The sequence below is a fragment of the Geodermatophilus sp. SYSU D01176 genome, from assembly GCF_054050015.1.
Genome location: NZ_JBJGYN010000012.1, coordinates 13,088 through 35,402 on the forward strand (window position 1 = coordinate 13,088; position 22,315 = coordinate 35,402).

At 75.9% G+C, this 22,315-nt stretch carries 25 protein-coding genes; 10 read left to right on the forward strand and 15 right to left on the reverse strand.

Annotated elements, in window-relative coordinates; translation table 11 throughout:
- The first annotated feature begins 38 nt into the window (after positions 1–38).
- Positions 39–707 carry a DUF1707 domain-containing protein gene (locus ACI78Z_RS08910; RefSeq protein WP_457036169.1) on the forward strand — a complete coding sequence of 223 codons (669 nt, stop codon included), beginning with the start codon at positions 39–41 and terminating at the stop codon, positions 705–707.
- Here ACI78Z_RS08910 and glpX read toward each other — a convergent pair.
- The gene (glpX, locus tag ACI78Z_RS08915) at positions 700–1,758 is read right to left on the reverse strand and encodes a class II fructose-bisphosphatase (protein ID WP_457036170.1); all 1,059 of its coding nucleotides are present in this window, start codon (positions 1,756–1,758) and stop codon (positions 700–702) included. The genes ACI78Z_RS08910 and glpX overlap by 8 nt on opposite strands.
- Before the next feature lie 121 nt (positions 1,759–1,879).
- On the opposite strand from glpX, the gene ACI78Z_RS08920 reads away from it, so the two are divergent.
- On the forward strand, positions 1,880–2,473 hold the full coding sequence (locus tag ACI78Z_RS08920; RefSeq protein ID WP_457036171.1) for a DUF4245 domain-containing protein: 594 nt from the start codon (positions 1,880–1,882) through the stop codon (positions 2,471–2,473).
- On the opposite strand, the gene ACI78Z_RS08925 is transcribed toward ACI78Z_RS08920, so the two are convergent.
- Together ACI78Z_RS08925 and xseA are read right to left on the reverse strand one after the other, a co-directional pair.
- Complete coding sequence (locus ACI78Z_RS08925) at positions 2,461–2,679, reverse strand: exodeoxyribonuclease VII small subunit (protein ID WP_457036172.1); 219 nt, start codon at positions 2,677–2,679, stop codon at positions 2,461–2,463. The two genes, ACI78Z_RS08920 and ACI78Z_RS08925, sit on opposite strands and share 13 nt — an antisense overlap.
- Positions 2,676–3,896 carry an exodeoxyribonuclease VII large subunit gene (xseA, locus tag ACI78Z_RS08930; protein ID WP_457036173.1) on the reverse strand — a complete coding sequence of 407 codons (1,221 nt, stop codon included), beginning with the start codon at positions 3,894–3,896 and terminating at the stop codon, positions 2,676–2,678. The genes ACI78Z_RS08925 and xseA overlap by 4 nt, the downstream gene beginning before the upstream one ends.
- A 159-nt stretch (positions 3,897–4,055) precedes the next feature.
- On the opposite strand from xseA, the gene ACI78Z_RS08935 reads away from it, so the two are divergent.
- On the forward strand, positions 4,056–5,147 hold the full coding sequence (locus ACI78Z_RS08935; protein ID WP_457036174.1) for a DegT/DnrJ/EryC1/StrS family aminotransferase: 1,092 nt from the start codon (positions 4,056–4,058) through the stop codon (positions 5,145–5,147).
- 9 nt (positions 5,148–5,156) lie between these two features.
- On the opposite strand, the gene ACI78Z_RS08940 is transcribed toward ACI78Z_RS08935, so the two are convergent.
- The 4 genes from ACI78Z_RS08940 to ACI78Z_RS08955 form a co-directional block, all read right to left on the reverse strand.
- Positions 5,157–5,633 carry an acyltransferase gene (locus ACI78Z_RS08940; RefSeq protein ID WP_457036175.1) on the reverse strand — a complete coding sequence of 159 codons (477 nt, stop codon included), beginning with the start codon at positions 5,631–5,633 and terminating at the stop codon, positions 5,157–5,159.
- Positions 5,634–5,638: 5 nt separating this feature from the next.
- Positions 5,639–6,574, reverse strand: coding sequence for an NAD-dependent epimerase/dehydratase family protein (locus ACI78Z_RS08945; protein ID WP_457036176.1), 936 nt, complete (start codon positions 6,572–6,574; stop codon positions 5,639–5,641).
- Between the two features lie 32 nt (positions 6,575–6,606).
- Positions 6,607–7,749 carry a DegT/DnrJ/EryC1/StrS family aminotransferase gene (locus ACI78Z_RS08950; RefSeq protein WP_457036177.1) on the reverse strand — a complete coding sequence of 381 codons (1,143 nt, stop codon included), beginning with the start codon at positions 7,747–7,749 and terminating at the stop codon, positions 6,607–6,609.
- Between the two features lie 213 nt (positions 7,750–7,962).
- Positions 7,963–9,423: a hypothetical protein gene (locus ACI78Z_RS08955; RefSeq protein WP_457036178.1), complete on the reverse strand. Its 1,461-nt coding sequence runs from the start codon at positions 9,421–9,423 to the stop codon at positions 7,963–7,965.
- A gap of 117 nt (positions 9,424–9,540) precedes the next feature.
- On the opposite strand from ACI78Z_RS08955, the gene ACI78Z_RS08960 reads away from it, so the two are divergent.
- On the forward strand, positions 9,541–10,503 hold the full coding sequence (locus tag ACI78Z_RS08960; RefSeq protein ID WP_457036179.1) for a 4-hydroxy-3-methylbut-2-enyl diphosphate reductase: 963 nt from the start codon (positions 9,541–9,543) through the stop codon (positions 10,501–10,503).
- 78 nt (positions 10,504–10,581) lie between these two features.
- Here the strand turns inward: ACI78Z_RS08960 and ACI78Z_RS08965 are convergent, their stop codons facing one another.
- The 7 genes from ACI78Z_RS08965 to ACI78Z_RS08995 form a co-directional block, all read right to left on the reverse strand.
- Positions 10,582–11,364 (reverse strand): DUF6542 domain-containing protein, encoded by a 783-nt coding sequence (locus ACI78Z_RS08965; protein ID WP_457036180.1) that lies wholly within the window; start codon positions 11,362–11,364, stop codon positions 10,582–10,584.
- 225 nt (positions 11,365–11,589) lie between these two features.
- On the reverse strand, positions 11,590–12,708 hold the full coding sequence (locus ACI78Z_RS08970) for a DNA recombination protein RmuC (protein ID WP_457036181.1): 1,119 nt from the start codon (positions 12,706–12,708) through the stop codon (positions 11,590–11,592).
- A gap of 107 nt (positions 12,709–12,815) precedes the next feature.
- Complete coding sequence (locus tag ACI78Z_RS08975) at positions 12,816–13,337, reverse strand: methylated-DNA--[protein]-cysteine S-methyltransferase (protein WP_457036182.1); 522 nt, start codon at positions 13,335–13,337, stop codon at positions 12,816–12,818.
- Positions 13,334–14,839, reverse strand: a complete 1,506-nt coding sequence (locus ACI78Z_RS08980) for an AlkA N-terminal domain-containing protein (RefSeq protein WP_457036183.1) — start codon at positions 14,837–14,839, stop codon at positions 13,334–13,336. The genes ACI78Z_RS08975 and ACI78Z_RS08980 overlap by 4 nt, the downstream gene beginning before the upstream one ends.
- Before the next feature lie 102 nt (positions 14,840–14,941).
- Positions 14,942–15,244 (reverse strand): hypothetical protein, encoded by a 303-nt coding sequence (locus tag ACI78Z_RS08985; protein ID WP_457036184.1) that lies wholly within the window; start codon positions 15,242–15,244, stop codon positions 14,942–14,944.
- Positions 15,245–15,307: 63 nt separating this feature from the next.
- Positions 15,308–15,898, reverse strand: coding sequence for an inositol-3-phosphate synthase (locus ACI78Z_RS08990; protein WP_457036255.1), 591 nt, complete (start codon positions 15,896–15,898; stop codon positions 15,308–15,310).
- A complete protein-coding gene (locus ACI78Z_RS08995; RefSeq protein ID WP_457036259.1) occupies positions 15,820–16,122 on the reverse strand; it encodes a hypothetical protein in 303 nt (100 codons plus the stop codon). Before ACI78Z_RS08995 ends, ACI78Z_RS08990 begins: the two co-directional genes overlap by 79 nt.
- 186 nt (positions 16,123–16,308) lie before the next feature.
- On the opposite strand from ACI78Z_RS08995, the gene ACI78Z_RS09000 reads away from it, so the two are divergent.
- The 6 genes from ACI78Z_RS09000 (at position 16,309) to ychF (ending at position 21,526) form a co-directional block, all read left to right on the forward strand.
- Entirely contained in the window at positions 16,309–17,217 is a 909-nt protein-coding gene (locus ACI78Z_RS09000) for an ABC transporter ATP-binding protein (RefSeq protein WP_457036185.1), read from the forward strand.
- A complete protein-coding gene (locus ACI78Z_RS09005) occupies positions 17,214–18,041 on the forward strand; it encodes an ABC transporter permease (protein WP_457036186.1) in 828 nt (275 codons plus the stop codon). Before ACI78Z_RS09000 ends, ACI78Z_RS09005 begins: the two co-directional genes overlap by 4 nt.
- Positions 18,038–19,279 carry a sensor histidine kinase gene (locus ACI78Z_RS09010; protein ID WP_457036187.1) on the forward strand — a complete coding sequence of 414 codons (1,242 nt, stop codon included), beginning with the start codon at positions 18,038–18,040 and terminating at the stop codon, positions 19,277–19,279. Before ACI78Z_RS09005 ends, ACI78Z_RS09010 begins: the two co-directional genes overlap by 4 nt.
- A complete protein-coding gene (locus tag ACI78Z_RS09015) occupies positions 19,276–19,911 on the forward strand; it encodes a response regulator (RefSeq protein WP_457036188.1) in 636 nt (211 codons plus the stop codon). The genes ACI78Z_RS09010 and ACI78Z_RS09015 overlap by 4 nt, the downstream gene beginning before the upstream one ends.
- Before the next feature lie 87 nt (positions 19,912–19,998).
- Positions 19,999–20,406 carry a nuclear transport factor 2 family protein gene (locus ACI78Z_RS09020; protein WP_457036189.1) on the forward strand — a complete coding sequence of 136 codons (408 nt, stop codon included), beginning with the start codon at positions 19,999–20,001 and terminating at the stop codon, positions 20,404–20,406.
- 46 nt (positions 20,407–20,452) lie between these two features.
- Positions 20,453–21,526: a redox-regulated ATPase YchF gene (gene ychF / locus ACI78Z_RS09025; RefSeq protein WP_457036190.1), complete on the forward strand. Its 1,074-nt coding sequence runs from the start codon at positions 20,453–20,455 to the stop codon at positions 21,524–21,526.
- Between the two features lie 115 nt (positions 21,527–21,641).
- Here the strand turns inward: ychF and ACI78Z_RS09030 are convergent, their stop codons facing one another.
- Entirely contained in the window at positions 21,642–22,310 is a 669-nt protein-coding gene (locus ACI78Z_RS09030) for a sigma factor-like helix-turn-helix DNA-binding protein (RefSeq protein WP_457036191.1), read from the reverse strand.
- Positions 22,311–22,315 lie beyond the last annotated feature (5 nt).

Consider the following 22,315-nt stretch of genomic DNA (forward strand, 5'->3'; position numbering starts at 1 on the left):
GGTCCTCGGCACCGGCCGGTTCCGCTACGGTCGGCCGGGTGGAGCCCGACGCCGTCCCCGGCCGGCCGCCGGCCGTGCGCGCCTCGGACGCCGACCGCGAGGCCACGGTGACCCGGCTGCAGCGGGCGGTCGCCGAGGGGCGGATCGACCTGTCGGAGTTCGGCGACCGGGTCGAGGCCGCCTACGCCGCCGGCACGCTCGACGACCTGGCCGCGCTCGTGGCCGACCTGCCGCCCGACGCCCCGCCGCCGGTGCAGATCGTCGGGAAGCGGACGCCGGAGGAGGTCTCCCTCGTCTTCGGCGACATCAGGATCGCCGGGACGGCGGACGCGCCGCGGCGGGCGTCCACCGTATTCGGCGACGTCCGGCTGGACCTGCGCGGGCTGCGCACCGACGCCGACCGGGTCGACACCACGCTGGGCACGGTGTTCGGCGACGTCGACGTGGTGGTCGCCGAGGGGGTGGACACCGAGCTGCAGGGCCGCACGTTCTTCGGCGACCGGAGGACCGAGCTGGCGCCGGTGCCGCGACTGGCCGGCACCCCGCGGATCGTCGTCCACGCGCGCAGCGTGTTCGGCGACCTGCGGTTGCGCAGCCTGGCGCCGGGGGAGTCGGCCAGCCGGTGGCGGGCGCTGGTGGACCGCCTCGCCGCGCGGCACGTGCCGCCCCCTCCACCCCCGGTGCCGCCGGCGCCGCCGCTCAGCTGACCCCGTCGGACCGGTCGAACGGCACCGCGGAGTAGGCGCGCAGCTTCTCCAGCGAGTGCAGGCTGTCGATCAGCCGGATCGTGCCCGACTTCGAGCGCATGACCAGCGACTGCGTGGTGCACCCGCCGGACCGGTACTGCACGCCGCGGAGCAGCTCGCCGTCGGTGATGCCGGTGGCCACGAAGAAGACGTCGCCGCGCACGAGGTCGTCGATCTGCAGCACCCGGTCGAGGTCGTGGCCGGCGTCGAGGGCCTTCTGCCGCTCGTCGTCGTCCTTGGGCCAGAGCCGGCCCTGCAGCGCACCGCCCATGCACTTGAGGGCGCAGGCGGCGATGATCCCCTCCGGCGTGCCGCCGATGCCCATGAGCAGGTCGACGCCGGTGCCCTCGCGGGCCGCGGCGATGGCGCCGGCCACGTCGCCGTCGGTGATGAACTTGATCCGCGCGCCGGCCTCCCGCACCTCGTGCACCAGCTGCTCGTGGCGGGGGCGGTCGAGGATGCAGACGGTGACGTCGCCGGGCGAGATGCGCTTGGCCTTGGCCACCCGGCGGATGTTCTCGGCGACCGGGACGGTGATGTCGACGACGTCGGCCGCAGCCGGGCCGACCGCGATCTTCTCCATGTAGAAGACCGCCGACGGGTCGTACATGGCGCCGCGCGAGGCGACCGCCATGACCGCGATGGCGTTGGGCATGCCCTTGGCCATGAGGGTGGTGCCGTCCACGGGGTCGACCGCGACGTCGCACTCGGGACCGTTGCCGTCGCCGACCTGCTCGCCGTTGAAGAGCATCGGGGCCTGGTCCTTCTCCCCCTCGCCGATGACGACGACGCCCTTCATGCTCACCGTGCCGATGAGCGAGCGCATCGCGTCGACGGCCGCGCCGTCGCCGCCGTTCTTGTCGCCGCGGCCGACCCAGCGGCCGGCGGCCATCGCGCCGGCCTCGGTGACGCGGACCAGTTCCATGGCGAGGTTGCGGTCGGGTGCCGGCCGGTCGGAGCTGAAGCTGCCTCCGCTGTGGGTCGCGGAGCCGTCGGGCAGGGGCAGGGACACGCGGACCTCCTGTGCAAGGACCCCCTCCTCCCCACCCCTCGCAAGCTCGGGGCGGTGCCCTGGAGGGGGCCGCGGACTCTGGGTGGCGGGGCGGGGCGGTGAGTCCTGTCATCCTAGGGGGGTGAGCTCAGCCGGCCCGATCAGTCAGCCTCCCGCGCAGGCACCCTCGTCGGCGGTCGAGCGGGCCAACCGGATGAGCGCGGCCAACATGCTGCGGTCGCTGGTCCCGATCGTGCTGATCTGCCTGGCGCTGGTGGGCTGGATGACGTTCAAGCAGTCCGGGGTCGATCCCGTCCGCGAGGTCGACCCCGCGAGCACCGTGCAGGTGGCCGCCGCCCGCGCCGGGTACCCGGTGGTCGCGCCGGCCGGCCTGCCCGAGGGCTACCGGCCGACCAGCGCCCGCACCGACGCCGGCGGCGCGGACGCCGGCGACCCGGTCACGCTGGAGATCGGCTACCTCACCCCGTCGGCCGAGTACGCCGGCTTCGTGGTCAGCGACGACGCCCGCGCCGACGCGGTCGACGCCGTCCTCGACGGCGCCCAGGAGCAGGGCACCGTCGACCTCGGCGGGCAGACCTGGACGCGGGGGACGACGGAGCGCGGCGAGACGGTGCTCTCCCGCGCGGCCGGCGGCGTCACCGTGCTGGTCACCGGGTCGGCGTCCGACGCGGAGCTGGAGACCGTCGCCGGATCGGTGCGGCCCTACTCCGGCTGATCGCCGGGAGCGGCCTTCGCCAGCCGCTCGCGGGCCCGGTCCAGCCAGTGCTGGCACAGCTCGGCCAGCTGCTCGCCGCGCTCCCAGAGGCCGAGGGACTCCTCGAGGGTCAGCCCGCCGGCCTCCAGCCGCCGCACGACGTCGGCGAGCTCCTCGCGGGCCTGCTCGTAGGTGGTCGTCGGCTGCTCGGTCGGGGTCTCGCTCACGGTTCCCCATCCTCCCTGGCGACCCGCACCGGCAGCCGGCCCCCCGTCACCCGCACCGACAGCCGCTCCCCGTCGGCCACCTCGCCGGGCTCGCGGACCAGCGAGCCGTCGGCCCGCTGTACGACCGCGTAGCCGCGCTGCAGCGTCGCGGCGGGGGAGAGCGCCGCGACCCGGGCGCGCGCGTGCTCCAGGTCGCGCTCGGCCCCCTCCAGCCGGTGGGTCAGGCTGCGCCGGGCGCGGGTGCGCAGCTGCTCGACGTCGTCAGCGCGGCCGTGCAGCAGCCGCTGCGGATCGGCCAGGGCGGGCCGGCTGCGGATGCTCTCCAGCCACCGCTCCTGCTGCTCGAGCCGCGCGCCGACCAGGTGCCGGGCGCGGGCCCGCAGCCCGTCGACGAGCCGGCGCTGCTCGCCGATCTCCGGCACCACCCGGTGCGCGGCGTCGGTGGGGGTGGCCGCCCGGACGTCGGCGGCGTGGTCGACCAGCGTCGTGTCCGTCTCGTGGCCGACGGCGGTCACCACCGGCGTCCGGCAGGCCGCGATCGCGCGCACCAGGCCCTCGTCGGAGAAGGGGAGCAGGTCCTCGACCGAGCCGCCGCCGCGGGCGACGACGATGACCTCGACCTGCGGGTCCCGGTCCAGCCGCTGCAGGCCCTCGATGACCGACGCGGCCGCCATGGGCCCCTGCACCAGGCTGTGGTGGACGGCGAACCGGACGGCCGGCCAGCGGCGGCGGGCGGTCACCAGGACGTCGCGCTCGGCGGCGCTGTCGCGGCCGGTGACCACCCCGACGACGGCGGGGGCGAACGGCAGCGGGCGCTTGCGGGCGGCGTCGAAGAGCCCCTCGGCGGCCAGCAGCCGGCGGATCCGCTCGATGCGGGCGAGCAGCTCGCCCAGGCCGACGGCGCGGATCTCCGTGGCGCGCAGCGAGAAGGACCCGCGGGGGATGTAGTAGTCCGGCCGCGCCCGCACGACGACCCGGGCGCCCTCGGCGAGCTCCAGGCCGGGGCGGTCGGCGACGTCCCGGCTGCAGGTCACCGGGACCGAGAGGTCGGCCGCCGGGTCGCGCAGGGTGAGGAAGACCGTCGCGGCGCCGCGCCGGGACAGCTGGGCCACCTGCCCCTCCACCCAGACCTCGCCGAGCCGGCCGATCCACTCGGCGACCTTGCGGGCCACCGTCCGGACCGGCCAGGGGGCTTCCGGCGTGGAGGGGGCGGTCATGCCCCCAGCCTGCCGGACGGGGACCGGCACCCTCCGGGAGAACCCCCGGCAGGGAGCCCCCGGGCGTCTGCGACACTCCGACCGCAGGGGTGTTCCTGCTGTCGCAGCGGCCGGTCGGTGCCCCGGCTCGGTCGTCGTGAACGAACGGGAGCAGTCCTCGTGATCCCCATCAGCGTGGTCGACGTCCGGGACGCCGAGCCCCTCGTGCTCGAGGTGATCCGGTCCGGCGTCCTCGCCCAGGGCCCCATGGTGCAGCGCCTGGAGGACGCGTTCGCCGACGTGGTGGGCGTCCGCCACGCCGTGGCCGTCAACAACGGGACGACGGCCCTCGTGGCGGCGCTGCAGGTGCTGGACCTCGAGCCCGGCGACGAGGTCGTCACCTCGCCGTTCACCTTCGCCGCCACCCTGAACGCGGTCCTCGAGGCGGGGGCGACCGTGCGGTTCGCCGACATCCGCGAGGAGGACTTCGCCGTCGACCCGGCGCTGGTCGCCGCGCGGGTCGGCGAGCGCACGCGGGTGCTGCTGCCCGTCCACCTCTACGGGCAGACCGCCGACATGGGGCCGATCACGCAGCTGGCCCGGGAGCGCGGCCTGCACGTGGTCGAGGACGCCGCGCAGGCGCACGGCGCCGCGTACGGGGGCCGGGCGGCCGGCTCCTTCGGCACCGGTTGCTTTTCCTTCTACGCGACCAAGAACCTGACCACCGGCGAGGGCGGGATGGTCACCACGGACGACGACGGGGTCGCCGACCGGCTGCGGCTGCTGCGCAACCAGGGCATGCGGCAGCGCTACCGGTACGAGGTCCCCGGTCACAACTGGCGCATGACCGACCTGCAGGCCGCCGTCGGGCTGCCGCAGGTCGGCCGTCTCGGCGAGATCGTCGCCCGGCGCGGGGAGAACGCCCGGCGGCTGTCGGCCGGGCTCGGCGACGTCCCCGGCCTGACGGTGCCGCGGGAGCTGCCGGGCCGGTCGCACGTGTGGCACCAGTACACCGTGCTGCTCGACGGGTCGGTGGACCGCGACCGCGTGGTCGCCGACCTCGCCGCGGCGGGCGTGGGCGCGGGGGTGTACTACCCGCGGACCGCGTTCGGCCACGACTGCTACCGCGACCACCCGCGGGTGGTGGTCGAGGAGGTCCCGGTGGCCGAGTCGGTGGCCCGCCGCTGCCTGTCCCTGCCGGTGCACCAGCACCTCACCGGTGAGCACCTCGACACGATCGTCACGTCGGTGCGGCGGGTGCTGGGCGCCTGAGGGAGCCCCCTACGGCGCCGGCCGGGCGTCGGCGTCCAGCGGGCGGAAGGTCACCGCGCCGTCCTGGACGTGCACGGTGGCCGTCGGGCGCGCGGGGACCCCGGCGACCACGGTGTGCGGCGGGACGTCGCGGGTCACGACCGCGCCGGCGCCGACCACGCTGCGGGCCCCGATGCTGACCCCCATGGTCACGACCGCGCCGGCGCCGATGAAGACGTGGTCGCCGATGCGCACCGGCGCGCGCTCGACCTCCGGGGAGGTCCGCCCGGACACGCACCGGCGGACCGAGGAGTGCGTGTAGATCTGCGCGCCGCTGGAGATGTCGCAGCCCCGGCCGATGGTGAGCCCACCGGAGCCGTCGATGACGGTGAAGGCGCCGATCCAGGTGCCCTCGCCGATGTCGGGCTCGCCCACGACCCACGCGTGCGGGTTCCAGGGGTTGGCCGGCAGGGCGCTGCCGTCGTGCGGGACGGGCGGGCGGGACACGGCCGTCAGTCGATCTCGTTCTCGACCAGGTCCTTCATCCCGGTCGCGAGGTCGATCATCGGCTCCCAGCCCAGGACCTCCCGGGCCCGGGTGGTGTCGGCGGCCCGGCGGGAGACGAGCACGTCGCGCGGGTTGAACTGCGGCTCGACGTTGATGCCGACCGCGCCGATGAGCGTGCGGGCCAGCTCCGCGACCGTGGTGTCGATGCCGGTGCCCACGTTGATCGGCACGTTGGCCCTGTCGGCGTCCACGTCGAGGGCCAGGACGACGGCGCGGGCGACGTCGTGCACGTGCACGAAGTCCATGGACTGCTCGCCCCGGCCGTCGATGACCGGCGGCTCCCCGTTGCGCAGCCGCTTCACGAAGTGGTTGATCACCGAGGTGTAGTAGGCCGTCGGCTTCTGGCCGGGCCCGTAGACGTTGAAGAACCGGAGTGCGATCCAGGTCATCGCCGACCGCCGGGCGTAGAAGCCGAGGAGCTGCTCGCCGTTGAGCTTGGCGATGCAGTACGGGGTGAGCGGGTCGACCGGGCCGTCCTCGGTCATGGGGAGGGTCTCGGGGTCGCCGTAGACCGAGGCGCTGGAGGCGAAGACCACCCGGCGCACCCCGAGGTCGGCCGCCGCCGCGAACACGTTGTTGCCGCCGACGACGTTGATGTCGATGCTCTCGTACGGGTCGGCCTGGCTCTTGTTGACCGACACCGCGGCCAGGTGGACGACGGAGTCGCAGCCCCGCATCGCGTTGTGGACGGCGCCGCCGTAGCGGACGTCCTGCTCGACGAGCTCGACCCGGCCGGTGGCGACCCACGCGGCCACCGTGTCGCGGTCCCCGCGCGACATGTTGTCCAGGATCCGGACCCGGTACCCGCGCTCGAGGAGCATCGGGACGACGTGCGAGCCGATGAAGCCGGCGCCTCCGGTGACGAGGACGGTCGAGGGCATGGTCAGGCTCCTGGAGGGCGCGGCCGGCGGGGTCACCGGGCGGAGGTGACGGCGTCCCGGACCGTCGCGGCCACGCGCTCGACCTGGGACTCCGTGAGGTTCGCGTGCATGGGGATGGCCAGGGAGCGGCGGAACACGTCCGCCGAGACCGGGCACGGGTCGGTCACGCCGTACACCGGCTGCAGGTGGGAGGCGTAGGTGCCGAAGGTGCACTGCACCCCGCGGCCGCGCAGCTCGACGGCGACCCGGTCCCGGTCGACGCCCGGGTCGAGCAGGAGCGCGTAGGTCTGCCAGGAGTGGGTCCGGTCGGCCGCGGTGGAGGGCAGGGTGACCAGGTCGAGGTCGCCGAGCAGCCGCTCGTAGGACTCGGCGACGGCCTGCCGCGCGGCCAGCAGGTCCGGCAGCCGGTCCAGCTGGGCGAGCATGATCGCCGCGGCGATGTCGGAGAGCTTGTAGTTGTGCCCGATCGTCTCGAAGCGGGGGACCGGCAGCCCGGCGGTCCCCTCGCGGGACAGCGCGCCCTCGATGCCGAAGTTGTGGGCCCTGCGGGCGTGCTCGGCGACGTCCGCCCGGTCCGTCGTGAGCGCGCCGCCCTCGCCGGCGGTGATGCCCTTGCGGCCGTGGAAGGAGAAGGCCGCGGCGTCGCCGAAGCTGCCGGCGGGCCGGCCCCGGTAGGTCGCACCCGCGGAGCACGCGGCGTCCTCGACCAGCCACAGGCCCCGCTTCGCGGCGATCGCCTCGAGCTCGGCGTAGTCGGCCGGCTGCCCGAGGGTGTCGACGGCGATGATCCCCACCGTCGCCTCGGTGACGGCCGCCTCGACCGCCTGCGGGTCCACCGTCCACGTGTCGGGGCGGACGTCGGCGAAGACCGGCGTCCCCCCGCCGTAGACCACCGCGTGCCCGGTCGCCGGGAAGGTGTGGTCGGCCACGACCACCTGGTCGCCCGGCCGGAGGCCCAGTGCGGTCGTGGCCAGGTGCAGCGCCGCGGTGCAGTTGTTCACCGGCAGGACGTGCCGGGTGCCGGTGGCGTGCGCGAAGGCCTCCTCGAACCGCCGGCCGGCCGGCCCCTGCCCGGCGAGCCAGCCGGAGCGGAACACCTCGTCGACGGCGCGCAGCTCGGGTTCGCCGATCGTCGGCTGCCCGAGGGCGATGACGTCCCGGGGCTGGACGGACATGGAGCTCCTGTCGGTACGGGTGGCCGGAACGGTCACGGCCGTCCGTGAGCGTACGTGGGGCCGGGCGGCGGCCCGGGGAGCGACGGGGTGGCTGCAGCGTCCTGTGGCTCGCGGGGTGGGCGGGGCTCGGGACGCCGGGGAAGGGGCTCCACGACGACCGGCCCGGCTCCGCCGAGGTGGCGGGGCCGGGCCGGTCCGGGGCGGTGCGCTCCTTCAGGCGCCGCGTGGGGCCAGCGGGCTGTCCTCGACCGCCTGGCGCTCCAGCTTCTCCAGCCGGTTGCGCAACATGCGCAGGTAGGGCTCGCGGGCCCGGGTGGCCTCCTCGTAGGCAACCAGGTCGGCCACGGTGCTCAGCTGGTAGCCGCGCAGCCGGCCGCGCAGCTGGGCGATGGTGAAGTTGTCGTAGCCCTCGACCGGTGCCGCACCGGCCGCCGCGGCGCCCGTGGTGTCCGCGGCCTCGTCGGCGGACGCGGACTCGTCGACGTCGGTGCGGACGCCGGTCGCCGCGGCCACCTCGGTGCCGCCCTCGTCCGTGGCGACCACGGCGTCGGCCGCGGGAGCCGCCACGGCGTCGGCCGCGGGAGCCGCCACGGTGCCGGCCTCGGGGGTCGCCGCGGCGTCCCCGGCGCCGAGCGCGTCGTCGACGGCCGCGCCGGAGGCGGTGACCACCTCCTCGCCGCGGCCGGTGGCGTCGCGGTCGTCCCCGGCGGCAGTGCCCTCCGTGGAGGGGCGGGTGTCGGCCTCGCTGGCCTCGGTGCCGAGCGCCTCGTCGACCCGGGTGCCCTGGCGGTCGGCCTGCGCCGGTGCGCCGGGGGTCTCCTCCGCGGGCGCCTCGGGGGCGGCGACGCCCTCGTCGGTCACCGTGCCCTCGACGGTCGCGACCTCGCCGTCCGGGGTGATGACGTCGACCTCGCCGGCCACGTCGGGGGCGCCGGCCGCCTCGCCGACCGGGGAGCCGCCAGGGTCGCTGGGCGCCGGCGCCTCGGCCGTGGCCGACGGGTGCACGTCGAACTCGGTCGCGTCGGCGTCCAGCAGGGACGCCGGCGGGGTCGTGGGGCTCTCGGCGATCTCGTCGGTGTCGACGACGCCGGTGTCCCCGGTGCCGCCGTCGACCAGTGCGCTGTCGGGGGCCCCGTCGGCCTCGAGCAGCGCGCTCTCCAGGGCGTCCTCCGTGGAGAGCCCGGGCTCGGCGCGGTCGAGGTCCAGCCCGGCGGCGGCCACCTCGTCGGTGATGTCGGCGAGGGCCTCGACGACCTCCTCGGGCGCCGGCTCGGCGGGCAGGCCGGAGACCTCGTCGTCGATGAGGGCGGCCACCTCCTCGGCGACCTCCTCGTCGTCGACCGGCGCCGACGCCCGGTCGAAGGACGTCGGCTGGTCGAACCCGGCGGGAGCGCGGTCGAAGGCGGAGGTGCGGCCGGCGGCCGGCTCGGGCAGGTCCTCGTCGAAGGTCGCCAGCCCCGGCTCGGCCTCGCCGCGCAACCCGGTGAAGACCTCGTCGCCGCGGGCGACCAGGCCGGCGTAGTGCTGCTGCACCTTCATCGTGGCCTGCATGGCCAGGCCGATCACCCGGACCGGCAGGCCCGGCAGCGTCCGGGGCAGCTGGAGGGTGTCATCGATGACGGTGGCGGCCAGCCCGACCACCGCACGGACGACCTGTGGGATCTCACGCGACATGGCCCCACCCTGCCCCGAATCGACGCGCCCGACACCCCTCTGGTGGCCCCGGGCCCCCGGATGGTGGTACTCGTCTCCTCCCCGGACCGCCGGGCGGCGCCCACCTACCATGGGCCCATGGCTGATCAGCGCGGACGTGTCCTGCTGGCCGATCCCCGGGGCTACTGCGCCGGCGTGGACCGGGCGGTGGTCGCCGTCGAGCGCGCCCTGGAGATCCACGGCGCCCCGGTCTACGTCCGCAAGCAGATCGTCCACAACAAGCACGTGGTGGCGACGCTGGAGCGGCGCGGGGCGGTGTTCGTCGACGAGACCGACGAGGTGCCCGAGGGCTCGGTCGTCGTCTTCAGCGCCCACGGCGTCTCGCCGGCGGTGCACGCCGAGGCCGCGGCGCGGCAGCTCCGGACGATCGACGCGACCTGCCCGCTGGTGACCAAGGTGCACCAGGAGGCGAAGCGGTTCGCCCGCGACGACTACGACATCCTGCTCATCGGCCACCGCGGGCACGAGGAGGTCGAGGGCACCTCCGGCGAGGCGCCCGAGCACATCCAGCTCGTCGACGGTGCCGACGACGTGGCCAGCGTCCAGGTGCGCGACCCGGAGAAGGTCGTGTGGCTGTCGCAGACCACGCTGTCGGTCGACGAGACCCTGGCGACGGTCGACCAGCTGAAGACCCGCTTCCCCGGTCTGCAGTCCCCGCCCAGCGACGACATCTGCTACGCCACGCAGAACCGGCAGCAGGCCGTCAAGCAGATGGCCGGCGAGTGCGACCTGGTCGTCGTCGTCGGGTCGACCAACTCGTCGAACTCGGTGCGGCTGGTCGAGGTGGCGCTGGAGGCCGGCGCCCGCGCCTCGCACCTGGTCGACTTCGCCTCCGAGATCGACCCCGCCTGGCTCGAGGGCGTGGGCACCGTCGGCGTCACCAGCGGTGCGTCGGTGCCCGAGGTGCTGGTGAGCGAGGTGCTCGACTGGCTGGCCGAGCGCGGCTACCCCGACGTGGAGACGGTCAAGGCCGCCGAGGAGCGGCTGGTGTTCGCGCTGCCGCACGAGCTGCGCCCGAAGCGCGCCCAGGAGCCTGCCTGAGCGCCGGGCCCACCAGGCCTGAGACGACGACGGCCCCCTCCCGGTCCCGGGAGGGGGCCGTGCTGTCGAAGGCGTCCTTCAGCGGCGGGCGGCCCAGCGGATCAGCGCGACGACCGCGGCGGCGGCGGTGGCGACCGCCATCGCCGGGAAGCCGCGGATGAGCAGGGCGGCCAGTGCCGTCAGGTTCAGCGGAGCCGACGGCGCCAGCGCGGTGTTGAGCACGGCGACGGCGATGTAGACCAGCGGCGGGGCGACCACCGGGGTGAGCAGGTCGCGGCGGCGCACCAGCAGCGTGGCCACGGCGCTGGCCGCGGTCAGCGCCCCCAGCGTGACCAGGCCGAGGCCGGTGCCGATCCAGGACTCGAGGGCCGCCGCGCCCAGGGTGACGAGGAAGACGGCGAGGACGGCGACCGCGCCGCGCAGCCGGCTGCCGCTCTCGGGCGCCTGCGCGGTCGCGCCCCGGCCGGCCGGACGGCGGGACGCGGCCCGCGGCTCGGGCGGCCGGGGACCGCGGCGGTGGTCGTCGGCGGCGTGCTCCTCGGACCGGTGCAGGTCGCGGGGGTGGTCGTCGCGGACCCGCGGACGGTCGGCGTCGGGGGGGACCGGACGGCTGCGCCCGGCGTCCCGGGAGGGGCGGGCGGGCCGGTCCGGGGAGGGGCGGGGCGGCACCGGGCGATCGTCCCCGCCGCGCGCGGCGCGGGCCATGTCCTCGGGGAACGGCGGCAGCTCGGTCGACCTCAGCCGCGGGGGCGGCGGGGGGACCGGCGGGCGGCCGATGCGCGAGACGTAGTCCGCCGCCTCGGGACGGGCGGAGCGCCGCCCGGTATCGCGCCAGGTGTCGGCCGTGCTCACCGTGGCCATGGCGGACCTCCCGTCCCCTCGTGGCGGACCTCCGCGCGGGGGTCCCTGTCGAGAGCAACGGTAGCCACGGCCGGAGCGGCCGCGAGGGAGGACGGCACCGAAGCGCGCTGTGCAGAACTGCCAAAACGGCAGCTCCGGACGCACACCGGGTGTGACCGGCGGGACGGTTGTGGCGGGACGGTACGGGCGCGACGACGGGGGCGGCCGGGATCGCGCCCGCCGGCCTCACCCGCTCGTGCCGTCGCGCTCCACGGTCGGGGGCCCGTCGTCCTGCGGGGCCAGGCCGGTGCGGCGCGGCAGGTCCCCGGGCAGCGGGAGGTCGGCCGGGCGCAGCGTGCGCACCGTGGCCTCCACCGGCGGCGGCGTGGGCACCGGCGACTCGGCGACCCCGAGGTCGTCGAAGCGGCGGGCGGCCACGAGCACGGACCCCTCGTAGGAGCCGACGGTCTCGTTGTAGCGGGTCAGGGTCGACGACAGCGCCGAGCCCAGGCGGGTCAGGTGGCCGGAGAGGGTGGACAGCCGCGCGTGCAGCCGGCGGCCGACCTCGAGCACCTGGTCGGCGTCGCGGGCCAGCCGCTCCTGCCGCCACGAGTAGGCGACGGTGCGCAGCAGCGCGAGCAGGGTGCTGGGGGTGGCCAGCACGACGTCGCGGGCGAAGCCGTACTCCAGCAGCCCGGGCTCGGCCTCCAGCGCGGTGGTGAGGAACCCGTCGGAGGGCACGAACAGCACCGTGAACGGCGCGGCCGGCCGGAACGCCGTCGGGTAGCGGCGGGCGGCGAGGGCGTCGACGTGGGCCCGCAGCTGGCGGGCGTGCGCGGCGATCCGCTCGGCGCGCACCGCGACGTCCTCGGCCTGCACCGCCTCGATGTAGCCGGTGAACGGCACCTTGGCGTCGACGACCACCTGGCGGCCGTCGGAGAGGGTGACCACCAGGTCCGGCCGGACGCCCGCGCCGGCGTCGTTGGTGGCGGACGGCTGCTCGACGAAGTCGCAGTGCTCGAGCAGCCCGGCGACCTCGACCACCCGGCGCAGCTGGACCTCGCCCCAGCGGCCGCGGACGTGCGGGGTGCGCAGCGCGGTCACCAGCGCGGCGGTCTCCTGCCGGAGCAGCGCCGAGGTCTGCCCCACGGTGCCCATCTGCTCGCGGAGCTCGCCGTGCGCGGTGGCGCGGTCCCGTTCGATGCCGGCCAGCAGCCGGTGGAGGTGGTCCAGCGACTCGTGCACCGGCTCCAGGCCGTCGTCGGCCGGCCGGTTGCGGGAGACCAGCGCGACGACGCCGAGGGTGACGGCGGTGGCCAGGAGCGCGCCGACGAGCAGACCGGTGAGCAGCGAGGCGGCGTCCACCCCGGGGAGCCTGCCGGACGGGTCCGACAGTTGCGGGCCGACACACGGCCGCCCTTCAAGGGCCCGCGCCGAGCGTGCGAGGCGTGGGGGGGAAGGGGGGTCCTTCTTCAGGCGGGCATCGGGGCGTGGGCCGCCTCGTGGTCGAGCAGCCAGCGCTTGACCGGCGTCCCCCAGCGGAAACCGCCGAGCCCGCCGTCGGAGCCCAGCACCCGGTGGCACGGGACGAACAGCGCCGCGGCGTTGCGCGCGCAGGCGTTGGCCGCCGCGCGCACCGCCGCCGGGCGCCCGCAGCGCGCGGCGAAGGCGGCGTAGGTGTCCGGCGTCCCGGCGGGGACGGTGCGCAGCACCTCCCAGGCGTCCTCGAGGAACGGGCCCGAGCGCTGCCGCACCGGGACCTCGTCGATGGCGGTGACGTCGCCGTCCACGAACGCGGTCACGGCGTCGAGGACGGGGAGGTGCTCGACCGGCTCGACCCAGACCGGCCGCAGCGAGCGGTGGACGACGGGGAGGAGGTCGGCGACGTCGGCGGTCCAGCCGCTGGCGAGCACGGCGCCCTCGCGGTCCACGACCACGGTGAACGGCCCCGGCGGGGTGTCGACGGTGGCGGAGCGGGCGGGAAGCGGGGTCATGAGGCGCTCCGATCGGCGGCGACGGGTCGGGTGTGGGCGGTGGGGCGGGTCGACAGGATCGGCACGGCGAGTGCCCACAGGTGCATCACGGCGTAGGACCGCCACGGCCGCCAGCGGGTCGCGGCATCGGTGTCGGAGCTGCCGAGGGTGGCCAGGGAGCGGCGCAGCGCCAGGTCACCGGGCAGCCACACGTCGGGGTCGCCGAGCCCGCGCAGGGCCACCAGTGCGGCGGTCCACGGGCCGATCCCGGGGACGGCGCGCAGTGCCCGGCCGGCCTCGGCGCGGTCGGCACCGGGGTCGAGCGTCACCGCCCCGGACGCCAGCGCCCCGGCCAGCGCGTGCACCGTGCGGCGGCGTGCGCCGGTCAGGCCGACGGCGGTGAGGTCGGCCCCGGCGAGCGCGTCCGGGCGGGGGAAGGCGTGGGTCAGCGTGCCGACCGGCTCGGGCAGCGGCGTGCCCGCGGCCAGCAGCACCCGGGCGGTGAGCGTGCGGGCGCCGGCGAGGGAGACCTGCTGGCCGAGGACGGCGCGCACGGCCAGCTCGTCGGCGTCGGGGGAGGCGGGCACCCGGCGTCCGGGCGCGGCGGCCACCAGCCCGGCCAGTGCCGGGTCCGCGCCGAGGACGCCGTCGACCGCGGCCGGGTCGGCGTCCAGGTCCAGCATCCGGCGGCAGCGGGCCACCGCCGTCCCCAGGTCGCGCAGCGCGCGCAGGTCCAGCCGGGCGGTGACCGCGGAGCCGCCGTCCGGGGCGGGGGACAGGTGCACGACGCCGGGCCCGTGCGGCAGGTCGAGCACGCGGGAGAACGTCGTGCCGTCCCACTCCTCCAGGCCGGGGACGGCGTGCACGCCGAGGAACAGCAGCACCTCGGCGGCCTCGTACGGGGCGCGGGCCGCCAGCCGCAGCGTCAGCCGGCCGGGCGTGCCGGGCGGCCCGGCCGGCGCGGTGCGGCGCAATTCGGTGGGGGCCGCGGCGAAGACCTCGCGGACGGTGTCGTTGAACTGCCGGATGCTGGCGAACCCGGCGGCGAAGGCGGCGTCGGCCATGGGCAGGTCGGTGGTCTCGATGAGCAGTCGGGCGGTCTGGGCGCGCTGCGCCCGGGCCAGCGCGAGCGGACCGAGGCCGAGCTCGCCGACCAGCAGCCGGTGCAGCTGGCGCTCGGAGTAGCCCAGCCGCGCGGCCAGCCCGGGGACGCCGGAGCGCTCGACCTCGCCGTCGCCGATCAGCCGCACGGCCCGGGCGACGACGTCGGCGCGGGTGTCCCACTCCGGCGACCCGGGGACGGCGTCGGGGCGGCAGCGGCGGCAGGCCCGGTAGCCGGCGCCCTGCGCGGCGGCCGCGGTGGAGAAGAAGGTGACGTTGTGCGGCAGCGGCGTGCGGGCCGGGCAGGACGGGCGGCAGTAGATGCCGGTGGTGGCGACGGCGGTGAAGAACCAGCCGTCGAACCGGGCGTCCCGGCTGGCGACCGCGCGGTAGCACCGTTCGGCGTCCAGCGGCGGGGTCACGCGACGAGCATGACAGCCGCGGGGGCGGGGAACTGGCGGTTTCCGGACACTGCCGTGCGCCCGGCACGTCCCGGGTGGGTGCCGCCGCCCCGGCGCGCGCGTCTAGGAGAGCCGGCCGTCCTCGCGGACGACCCGGAGGTGGGGTCCCGTCCGGATGTCGGCGCGGGGGTCCGCCACGGGTGGCAGTCCCACCACCCGGCGGACGCGGTTCTCCGGCACGTCGAGGGCCCGGGCGAGGGCCTCGGCCAGCCGCTCGCTCACCGGCCGGCGGTGCCGGCCGTGGGCCATCCGCTCGATGGTCTGCGCGGCGACCGCCCAGCAGGACCGGCGCGAGGCGTCCTGGGCGTCCCCGCCCAGTTCGAGCAGGCGGCGTCGCACCAGCCGCTGCAGGTCGTCGTCAGCCACTCCGAGAGGTTAGGCCGACGAGGCGCCGCGCGTCAGGGGTCGGCCGTGGGAGGAGCACGCCGGTCACGCGACCACCGACGCCAGCACCTCCCGCGCCCGCTCGCCCGCCAGCAGCACCTCGGGCAGGCCGGCCAGCGCGGCGCGCATCCGCTCGACGCCGCCGAACTGGAAGCCGAGCTGGGTGGGGTAGCAGGCGCAGGCGTCGGCGCGCCGGTGCAGGTCCTGGGGGAGGCGCACCTCAGCGAGCCCGCCGGGCGGCGTGAAGTTGACGTAGCCGGCGCCCTCGGCGATCGCGGCGTAGGCGTAGACCATCGCCGGGGTGATGGCGCGGTCGTCGGCGTCCAGCCCGGCCTCGAAGGCCTCGATCGTCTGCAGCGCGGGCGCCGCCGGGTCCGGCCAGCGCTCGGTGGAGGCCAGGTTGACCAGCACCAGCCCGTCGAGGCGCTGCTCCGCGCGGAAGCGCACCAGGTCGGCCCGGACGGCGTCGACCTGGGCACGGCGGGTCCTGGCGAGCACCACGTTGCCGCCGGTGACGTTGCGGCAGAAGTCCGCGTCCCCGGCCGCCGGCCACGGGGTCACCGAGGACAGGTACGCCCCGGCCTGCTCCAGCTGGTGGTGGTCGAGGACGCCGTGCCGCTCAGCGGCCTTGCGCAGGTCGCCGCCGTCGAGGTCCCAGCCCCGACGACCAGGCCCGTGTAGCCGGCCAGGCCGGTCGCCCCCTCGACGGGGCGGCCCTCGACCTCCAGCCCCGCCAGCGGCAACCCGGTCGCGGCGCCGCCACCGGTGCGGAGCAGCTCCAGCCCCGCCACGGCGGTCGTGGCGACCGCTCCTCCGAGGCCGACCACGGCCATCCCGACCCGACGTGGTCCAGCGGACACGCCGACCCCCTCGCACTCGACGACATCACGCCCGGTCGCCCGTGACACGGGTCACCCGAGCGCTCGCGTCGAACGTGGAATCAGTCCAATGGTGTGGTGGGGTCCAGGTCCGTCCACCGATCGGTGGACGGCGGACCGGCGCATCGGCTGTCCCGCGCAGGCACCGCCGGCGAGCAGGGTTGGGCCATGACGACGACACAGGCGGCACCGGCTCCCGGCACGACGGCGCCGGCGGATCCCCCCGCGGTCCGCGTCCGGGGACTGGTCAAGCGCTACGGCGGGCGAGCCGTGGTCGACGGGGTCGACCTCGACGTCCGCCGCGGCGAGGTCTTCGCGCTGCTCGGCCCGAACGGGGCGGGCAAGACGACGACGGTCGAGGTGCTCGAGGGCGTGCGCCGGCGCGACGGCGGGGAGGTCGTCGTCCTCGGCGAGGACCCGGGCCGCGCCGGGCGGGCCTGGCGCGACCGCATCGGTGTCGTCGCGCAGAGCACCGGCGTCGGCGACGCGCTCACCGTGCGGGAGACCCTCGACCACTTCGCGCGCTACCACGGGGTCGCACAGGACACCGCCGCGCTGGTCGAGGCGGTGGGGCTCACCGAGGTCGTGGGCACGCGGGTGGCGCGGCTGTCCGGCGGCCAGCGGCGCCGGCTGGAGGTGGCCCTCGGCGTCCAGGGCCGGCCCGAGCTGCTGTTCCTCGACGAGCCCACCACCGGCATGGACCCGGTCGCGCGGCGGCAGTTCTGGGAGCTGGTGCGCGGGCTGCAGGCCGGCGGCACCACCGTCGTCCTCACCACCCACTACCTCGACGAGGCCGCCGCGCTGGCCGACCGCGTGGGCGTGCTCGCCGACGGGCGCCTGGTCGACGTCGCGCCGCCGGACGAGCTCGGCGCCACGCTGCGCCGGAGGGCCACCGTCCGCTGGACCGACGAGGGCGTCCCCCGCGAGGTGGTCACCGAGGAGCCGGCCGCGGTCCTGCGCGACCTGCTCGCCGCATACCCGGCCGGCGAGGTGCCCGGCCTGACCGTCACCCGGCCCGGCCTGGACGACGTCTACCTGTCCCTGGTCGGCGCCACACCCGAGGGAGAGACCCGATGACCGCCGTCCTGACCCCCGCTCCCACGCGGCCGGCGCCGCCGTCGGCCCTGTCCATCGGCCTGGCCCGGACGGCGCTGGAGCTGCGGCTGTTCGTCCGCGACCCGGCGCAGGTCGTGTTCTCGTTCGCCTACCCGATCGTGATGCTGGTGATCTTCGCGTCGGTCTTCGCCGGCGAGGACCGGCCGGGCGGGGTGCCGTTCGCCCAGTACTTCCTCGCCGGGATCGCGGCCACCGGGATCATGCTGACCAGCTTCCAGGCGGTGGGGACGGCGCTGGCCGAGGAGCGCGAGCGCGGCGACCTGGCCCGGCTGCAGGTCATCGGCACGCCGCCGCTCGGCTACTTCCTCGGCAAGGCCGGTCAGGTGCTCGTGACGACGGTGCTGCAGCTCACGGTGCTGCTGGCCGTGGCGGCGACCGCCTACGACGTGCCGATGCCCGACGGGGCCGGCCGCTGGCTGACCTTCGCCTGGGTGGCACTCGGCGGCGCGCTGGCGGGCACGGTGCTCGGCATCGCGGTCGCCTCGACGGGCAGCAGCCGCGCGGTGGGCAACGGCATCAGCGCGTTCGCCGTCGTCCTGCAGTTCTTCTCCGGGGTCTTCTTCGTCTTCTCGGAGCTGCCCGCGTGGATGCAGGAGGTGGCGGCGGTCTTCCCGCTGAAGTGGATGGTGCAGGGGATGCGCTCGGTGTTCCTCCCCGACGCCGCGGCCGCCGCGGAGCCCGCCGGCAGCTGGGAGCACGGGATGATCGCCCTCGTGCTCGCGGTGTGGGTGGTCGTCGGTCTCGCGGTCTGCAGCCGCGCGTTCCGCTGGCGCCGGGCGGCATGAGCCTGACCCGCCGGCTGGCCGCCGCCGTCGTCCCGCCCGAGGACGACGGCGGCGAGCCGCTGCCCGAGCGCGGGTGGCGGACCACGGTCGTCGGCGTGCACGTCATCTCCGCCGTCGTCTGGGGCCTGGCGGTGGTCTCCGCGGCGGTGGGGGACGCCGTCGACGGCGCGCGGCGGGCGCCCGCCCTCGCGGTGCTGGCCGCGCTGGCCGTCGCGTACGCCGTCCTCGGCGTGCCGGCCATCAGGGCCGGGGCCCGGTGGAGGGCGGTGGCCTACCTCGTCGTGCTCGTCGCCGCGTTCGGCCTGCTCGGCTGGCTGGCCCCGGGGCTGCTGTTCCTGCTCTTCCTCGCCTACCCGCAGGTCTGGTTCGCCGTCCAGGGCAACCTCACCGGCATCTCGTGGACCCTGCTGCTCGGGCTGGCCAGCGCCGCGGGGCCGGTGCTGCGGGCCACGGCGGAGTCCGGCCGCGACGCCGGCGACGTGGTGCTCGAGACCGGCATCGGCATCGCGTTCAGCCTGGCGCTGGGCGTGTGGATCAGCCGCGTGCTGCGCGAGAGCGCCGAGCGGGCCTCGTTGATCGCGCAGCTGGAGGCCACCCGGTCGGAACTGGCGGCCGCCGAGCGCGAGCGGGGGGTGCTGGCCGAGCGGGAGCGGCTGGCGCAGGAGGTGCACGACACCCTGGCGCAGGGCTACACCTCGATCGTCGTCCTGGCGCAGACCGCCGACGCCCTGCTCCCCGCGGACCCGGAGGCCGCCCGCGAGCGGCTGGCCGTCATCGAGGAGGTGGCCCGGGACAACCTCGCCGAGGCCCGCGCGGTGGTGGCCGCGTTCCGGCCGGTGGCGCTCGACGGGTCCACGCTGGTGGAGGCGCTGCAGCGGCTGGCCGAGCGGTTCGCGCGGGAGACCGGGCTGGCGGTGCGGGTGGACACCGGGGCGCTGGGGGAGGGGCCGGGCCTGCGGCGCGACGAGGAGGTGGTGCTGCTGCGCGGTGCGCAGGAGGCGCTGACCAACGTCCGCCGGCACGCCGGGGCGACGGCGGTGGTGCTGCGGCTGTCGCGGGTCGGCGGGCAGGTGTCGGTGCACGTGGAGGACGACGGCGTGGGCTTCGACCCCACCGCGGTGTCCGTCTCCGGCCTCGAGGGGCTGCGTGACCGGGTGGCGCAGGTCGGCGGTGAGGTCGACGTCGCGTCGCTGCCGGGCGCGGGCACGCGGGTGACCGTGCGGGTGCCGGGCACGTGAGCACGCGGGTGCTGGTGGTCGACGACCACCCGGTGGTGCGGGGCGGCCTGGTCGGCTGGCTCGACGCCCAGCCGGACCTCACCGTGGTCGGCGAGGCCGGCGACGGCCTCGAGGCGCTCGCGCTCGTGGCGTCGCTGGAGCCCGACGTCGTCCTGATGGACCTGCGGATGCCGCGGATGGACGGCGTGACGGCGACCGAGAAGCTGGCGGGCACGCACCCCGGCGTCCGGGTGCTGGTGCTCACCACCTACGACACCGACGCCGACATCGTGCGCGCCGTCGCCGCCGGCGCGACCGGCTACCTGCTCAAGGACGCGCCGCTGCCCCAGCTGGCCGACGCCGTCCGCGCCGCCGCCCGGGGGGAGACGGTGCTCGCCCCACCGGTGGCCGCCCGGCTGGTGTCGCACCTGCGGGCGCCCGCGGTCGAGGCGCCCACCGCGCGGGAGCTGGAGGTGCTGGCCGGGGTGGCGCGCGGGCTGACCAACGCCGAGATCGGCCGCGAGCTGTTCATCGGCGAGGCGACCGTGAAGACCCACCTGCTGCGGGTGTTCGCCAAGCTCGGCGTCGACGACCGCACGCGGGCGGTGATGGTCGCCGTCGAGCGCGGCCTGCTGCCCCCGCCCGGCGGCTGACGGGCGGCCTGCGCGGGCCGGTGGGGGTGTTGACTGGCCGCCTCGACTGCTGGGGCCTCGTCCGTGCCGACCAGGGAGGCGAGTGGCATGCAGGAGTCGCCGGCTGCCGTCGATGCGTGGCGCGCGTTCTGCGACGGCGTCACCCGAGGGGACGTCGACCGGTTCGACGACGTCGTCTCGACCGAGGCGGAGCTCGTGATCGGCACCGCGCCGGGGGAGAACATCACCGACCGTGCCGCGATGCGCTTCGGCTTCGAGACCGAAGGAGTCACGCTCCAGAGCCGGGACGCGCGGGGCTGGGAGGAGGGCACCCTGGGATGGGTGGTCGACGAGCCTCGCTTCGGCTTCCCGGACGGGAGCGGCATGGACTGCCGGGTGACCGCCGTCGTCCGCAGGGAGGACGACAGGTGGCGCATCGTCCACGCGCACTTCTCCGTCGGCGTCCCTGACGACGAAGTGGTCGCGCTGCAGCAGCGGTGGTCCCAGCCGGACTGACCGACGGGCGGCACCGCGATCCGGCCGCCCCGTAGGCTGGACGCCCGTGAGTCTCACCATCGGCATCGTCGGGCTGCCCAACGTCGGCAAGTCGACGCTGTTCAACGCGTTGACCAAGAACGACGTCCTGGCGGCGAACTACCCGTTCGCCACGATCGAGCCCAACGTCGGCGTGGTCGGCGTGCCGGACCCCCGCCTGGGCCGGCTCGCGGAGCTGTTCTCCTCGCAGAAGACGATCCCGGCGACGGTGTCGTTCGTCGACATCGCCGGCATCGTGCGCGGCGCCAGCGAGGGGCAGGGGCTGGGCAACAAGTTCCTCGCCAACATCCGCGAGAGCGACGCGATCTGCCAGGTGATCCGGGTCTTCACCGACCCCGACGTCGTGCACGTCGAGGGCAAGGTCAGCCCCGCCGACGACATCGAGACGATCAACACCGAGCTCGTCCTCGCCGACATGCAGACGCTGGAGAAGGCGATCCCGCGGCTGGAGAAGGAGTCCCGCAAGGACAAGGAGCGGGCGGCGCTGCTGGCCGCCGCCCTCGACGCGCAGAAGGTGCTCGACGAGGGCAAGACGCTGTTCTCTGCCGGTGTCGATCCCGAGCCGCTGCGCGAGCTGACCCTGCTGACCACCAAGCCGTTCCTCTACGTCTTCAACGTCGACGAGGAGGAGCTGGCCAACGACCAGCTCATCGCCGAGCTGCGCGGGCTCGTCGCCCCGGCCGAGGCCATCCTCATGGACGCCAAGATCGAGGCCGAGCTCGCCGAGCTGCCCGAGGACGAGGCCGCCGAGCTGCTCGCCGGCATCGGCCAGGACGAGCCCGGCCTGCACCAGCTGGCCCGCATCGGCTTCGCCACCCTCGGCCTCCAGACCTACCTGACCGCCGGCCCCAAGGAGGCCCGCGCCTGGACCATCCCGGTCGGCGCGACCGCCCCGCAGGCCGCCGGCGTCATCCACACCGACTTCCAGCGCGGCTTCATCAAGGCCGAGATCGTCTCCTTCGACCAGCTGGTCGAGGCGGGCTCGATGGCCGAGGCGAAGGCCCGTGGCTGGGTGCGCATGGAGGGCAAGGACTACGTCATGCAGGACGGCGACGTCGTGGAGTTCCGCTTCAACGTGTGAGCCGCGCCGTGGACCGGTCGCGCGGCGCAGTGAGATGCCGGCGTTGCCGCCGCCGATGATCAGCACCCCGTGACGCTCCACGCCCGCTCCCCGAGGGACAGGCCACGGATGCCCGTCACCGCCGCAGCTCGGCCACCGTGTCCAGCCTGCCCAGCTTGCGCGGGTTGCGCACGGCGTACATGCGGGTGATCCGGGCGTCCTCGACGACGAAGGTGATCGCCGTGTCGAACTCGCCGCCCGGGTCGATCCGCGCGGCGACCGCGCCATTGACCAGCGGCGTGGTGATCTCCACGGGGGGCACCAGCTCGGCGAAGTGGGAGAGGGCCGCGGCGACCCGCTTCCGCCCCGTGATCGGGCGCTTGGCGGCGGGTGCAAGGCCTCCGCCGTCCGCCACTGCGACCACGTCGGGCGCGAGCACGTCCATGAGGCCCTGCAGGTCACCGGCGGTGAGCGCGGCGAGGAACCGCTCCACGACCTGTTGCTGCTCGCTGCGGCTCACGGCCATCCGCGGACGCCTCGCGGCCACGTGCGCTCGCGCCCGGTGTGCGATCTGCCGGACCGCCGCTGCTGACTTGCCGACGGCCGCGGCGATCTCGTCGTACGGCACGTCGAACACCTCGTGCAGCACCAGGACCGCGCGCTCGGTGGGCGCCAGGGTCTCCAGCACGGTCAGCATGGCGATCGAGACGCTCTCGGCCAGTTCGACGTCCTCGGCGACGTCCGGACTGGTCAGCAACGGCTCGGGCAGCCACTCGCCGACGTAGTCCTCGCGGCGGCGGGCCATGGTGC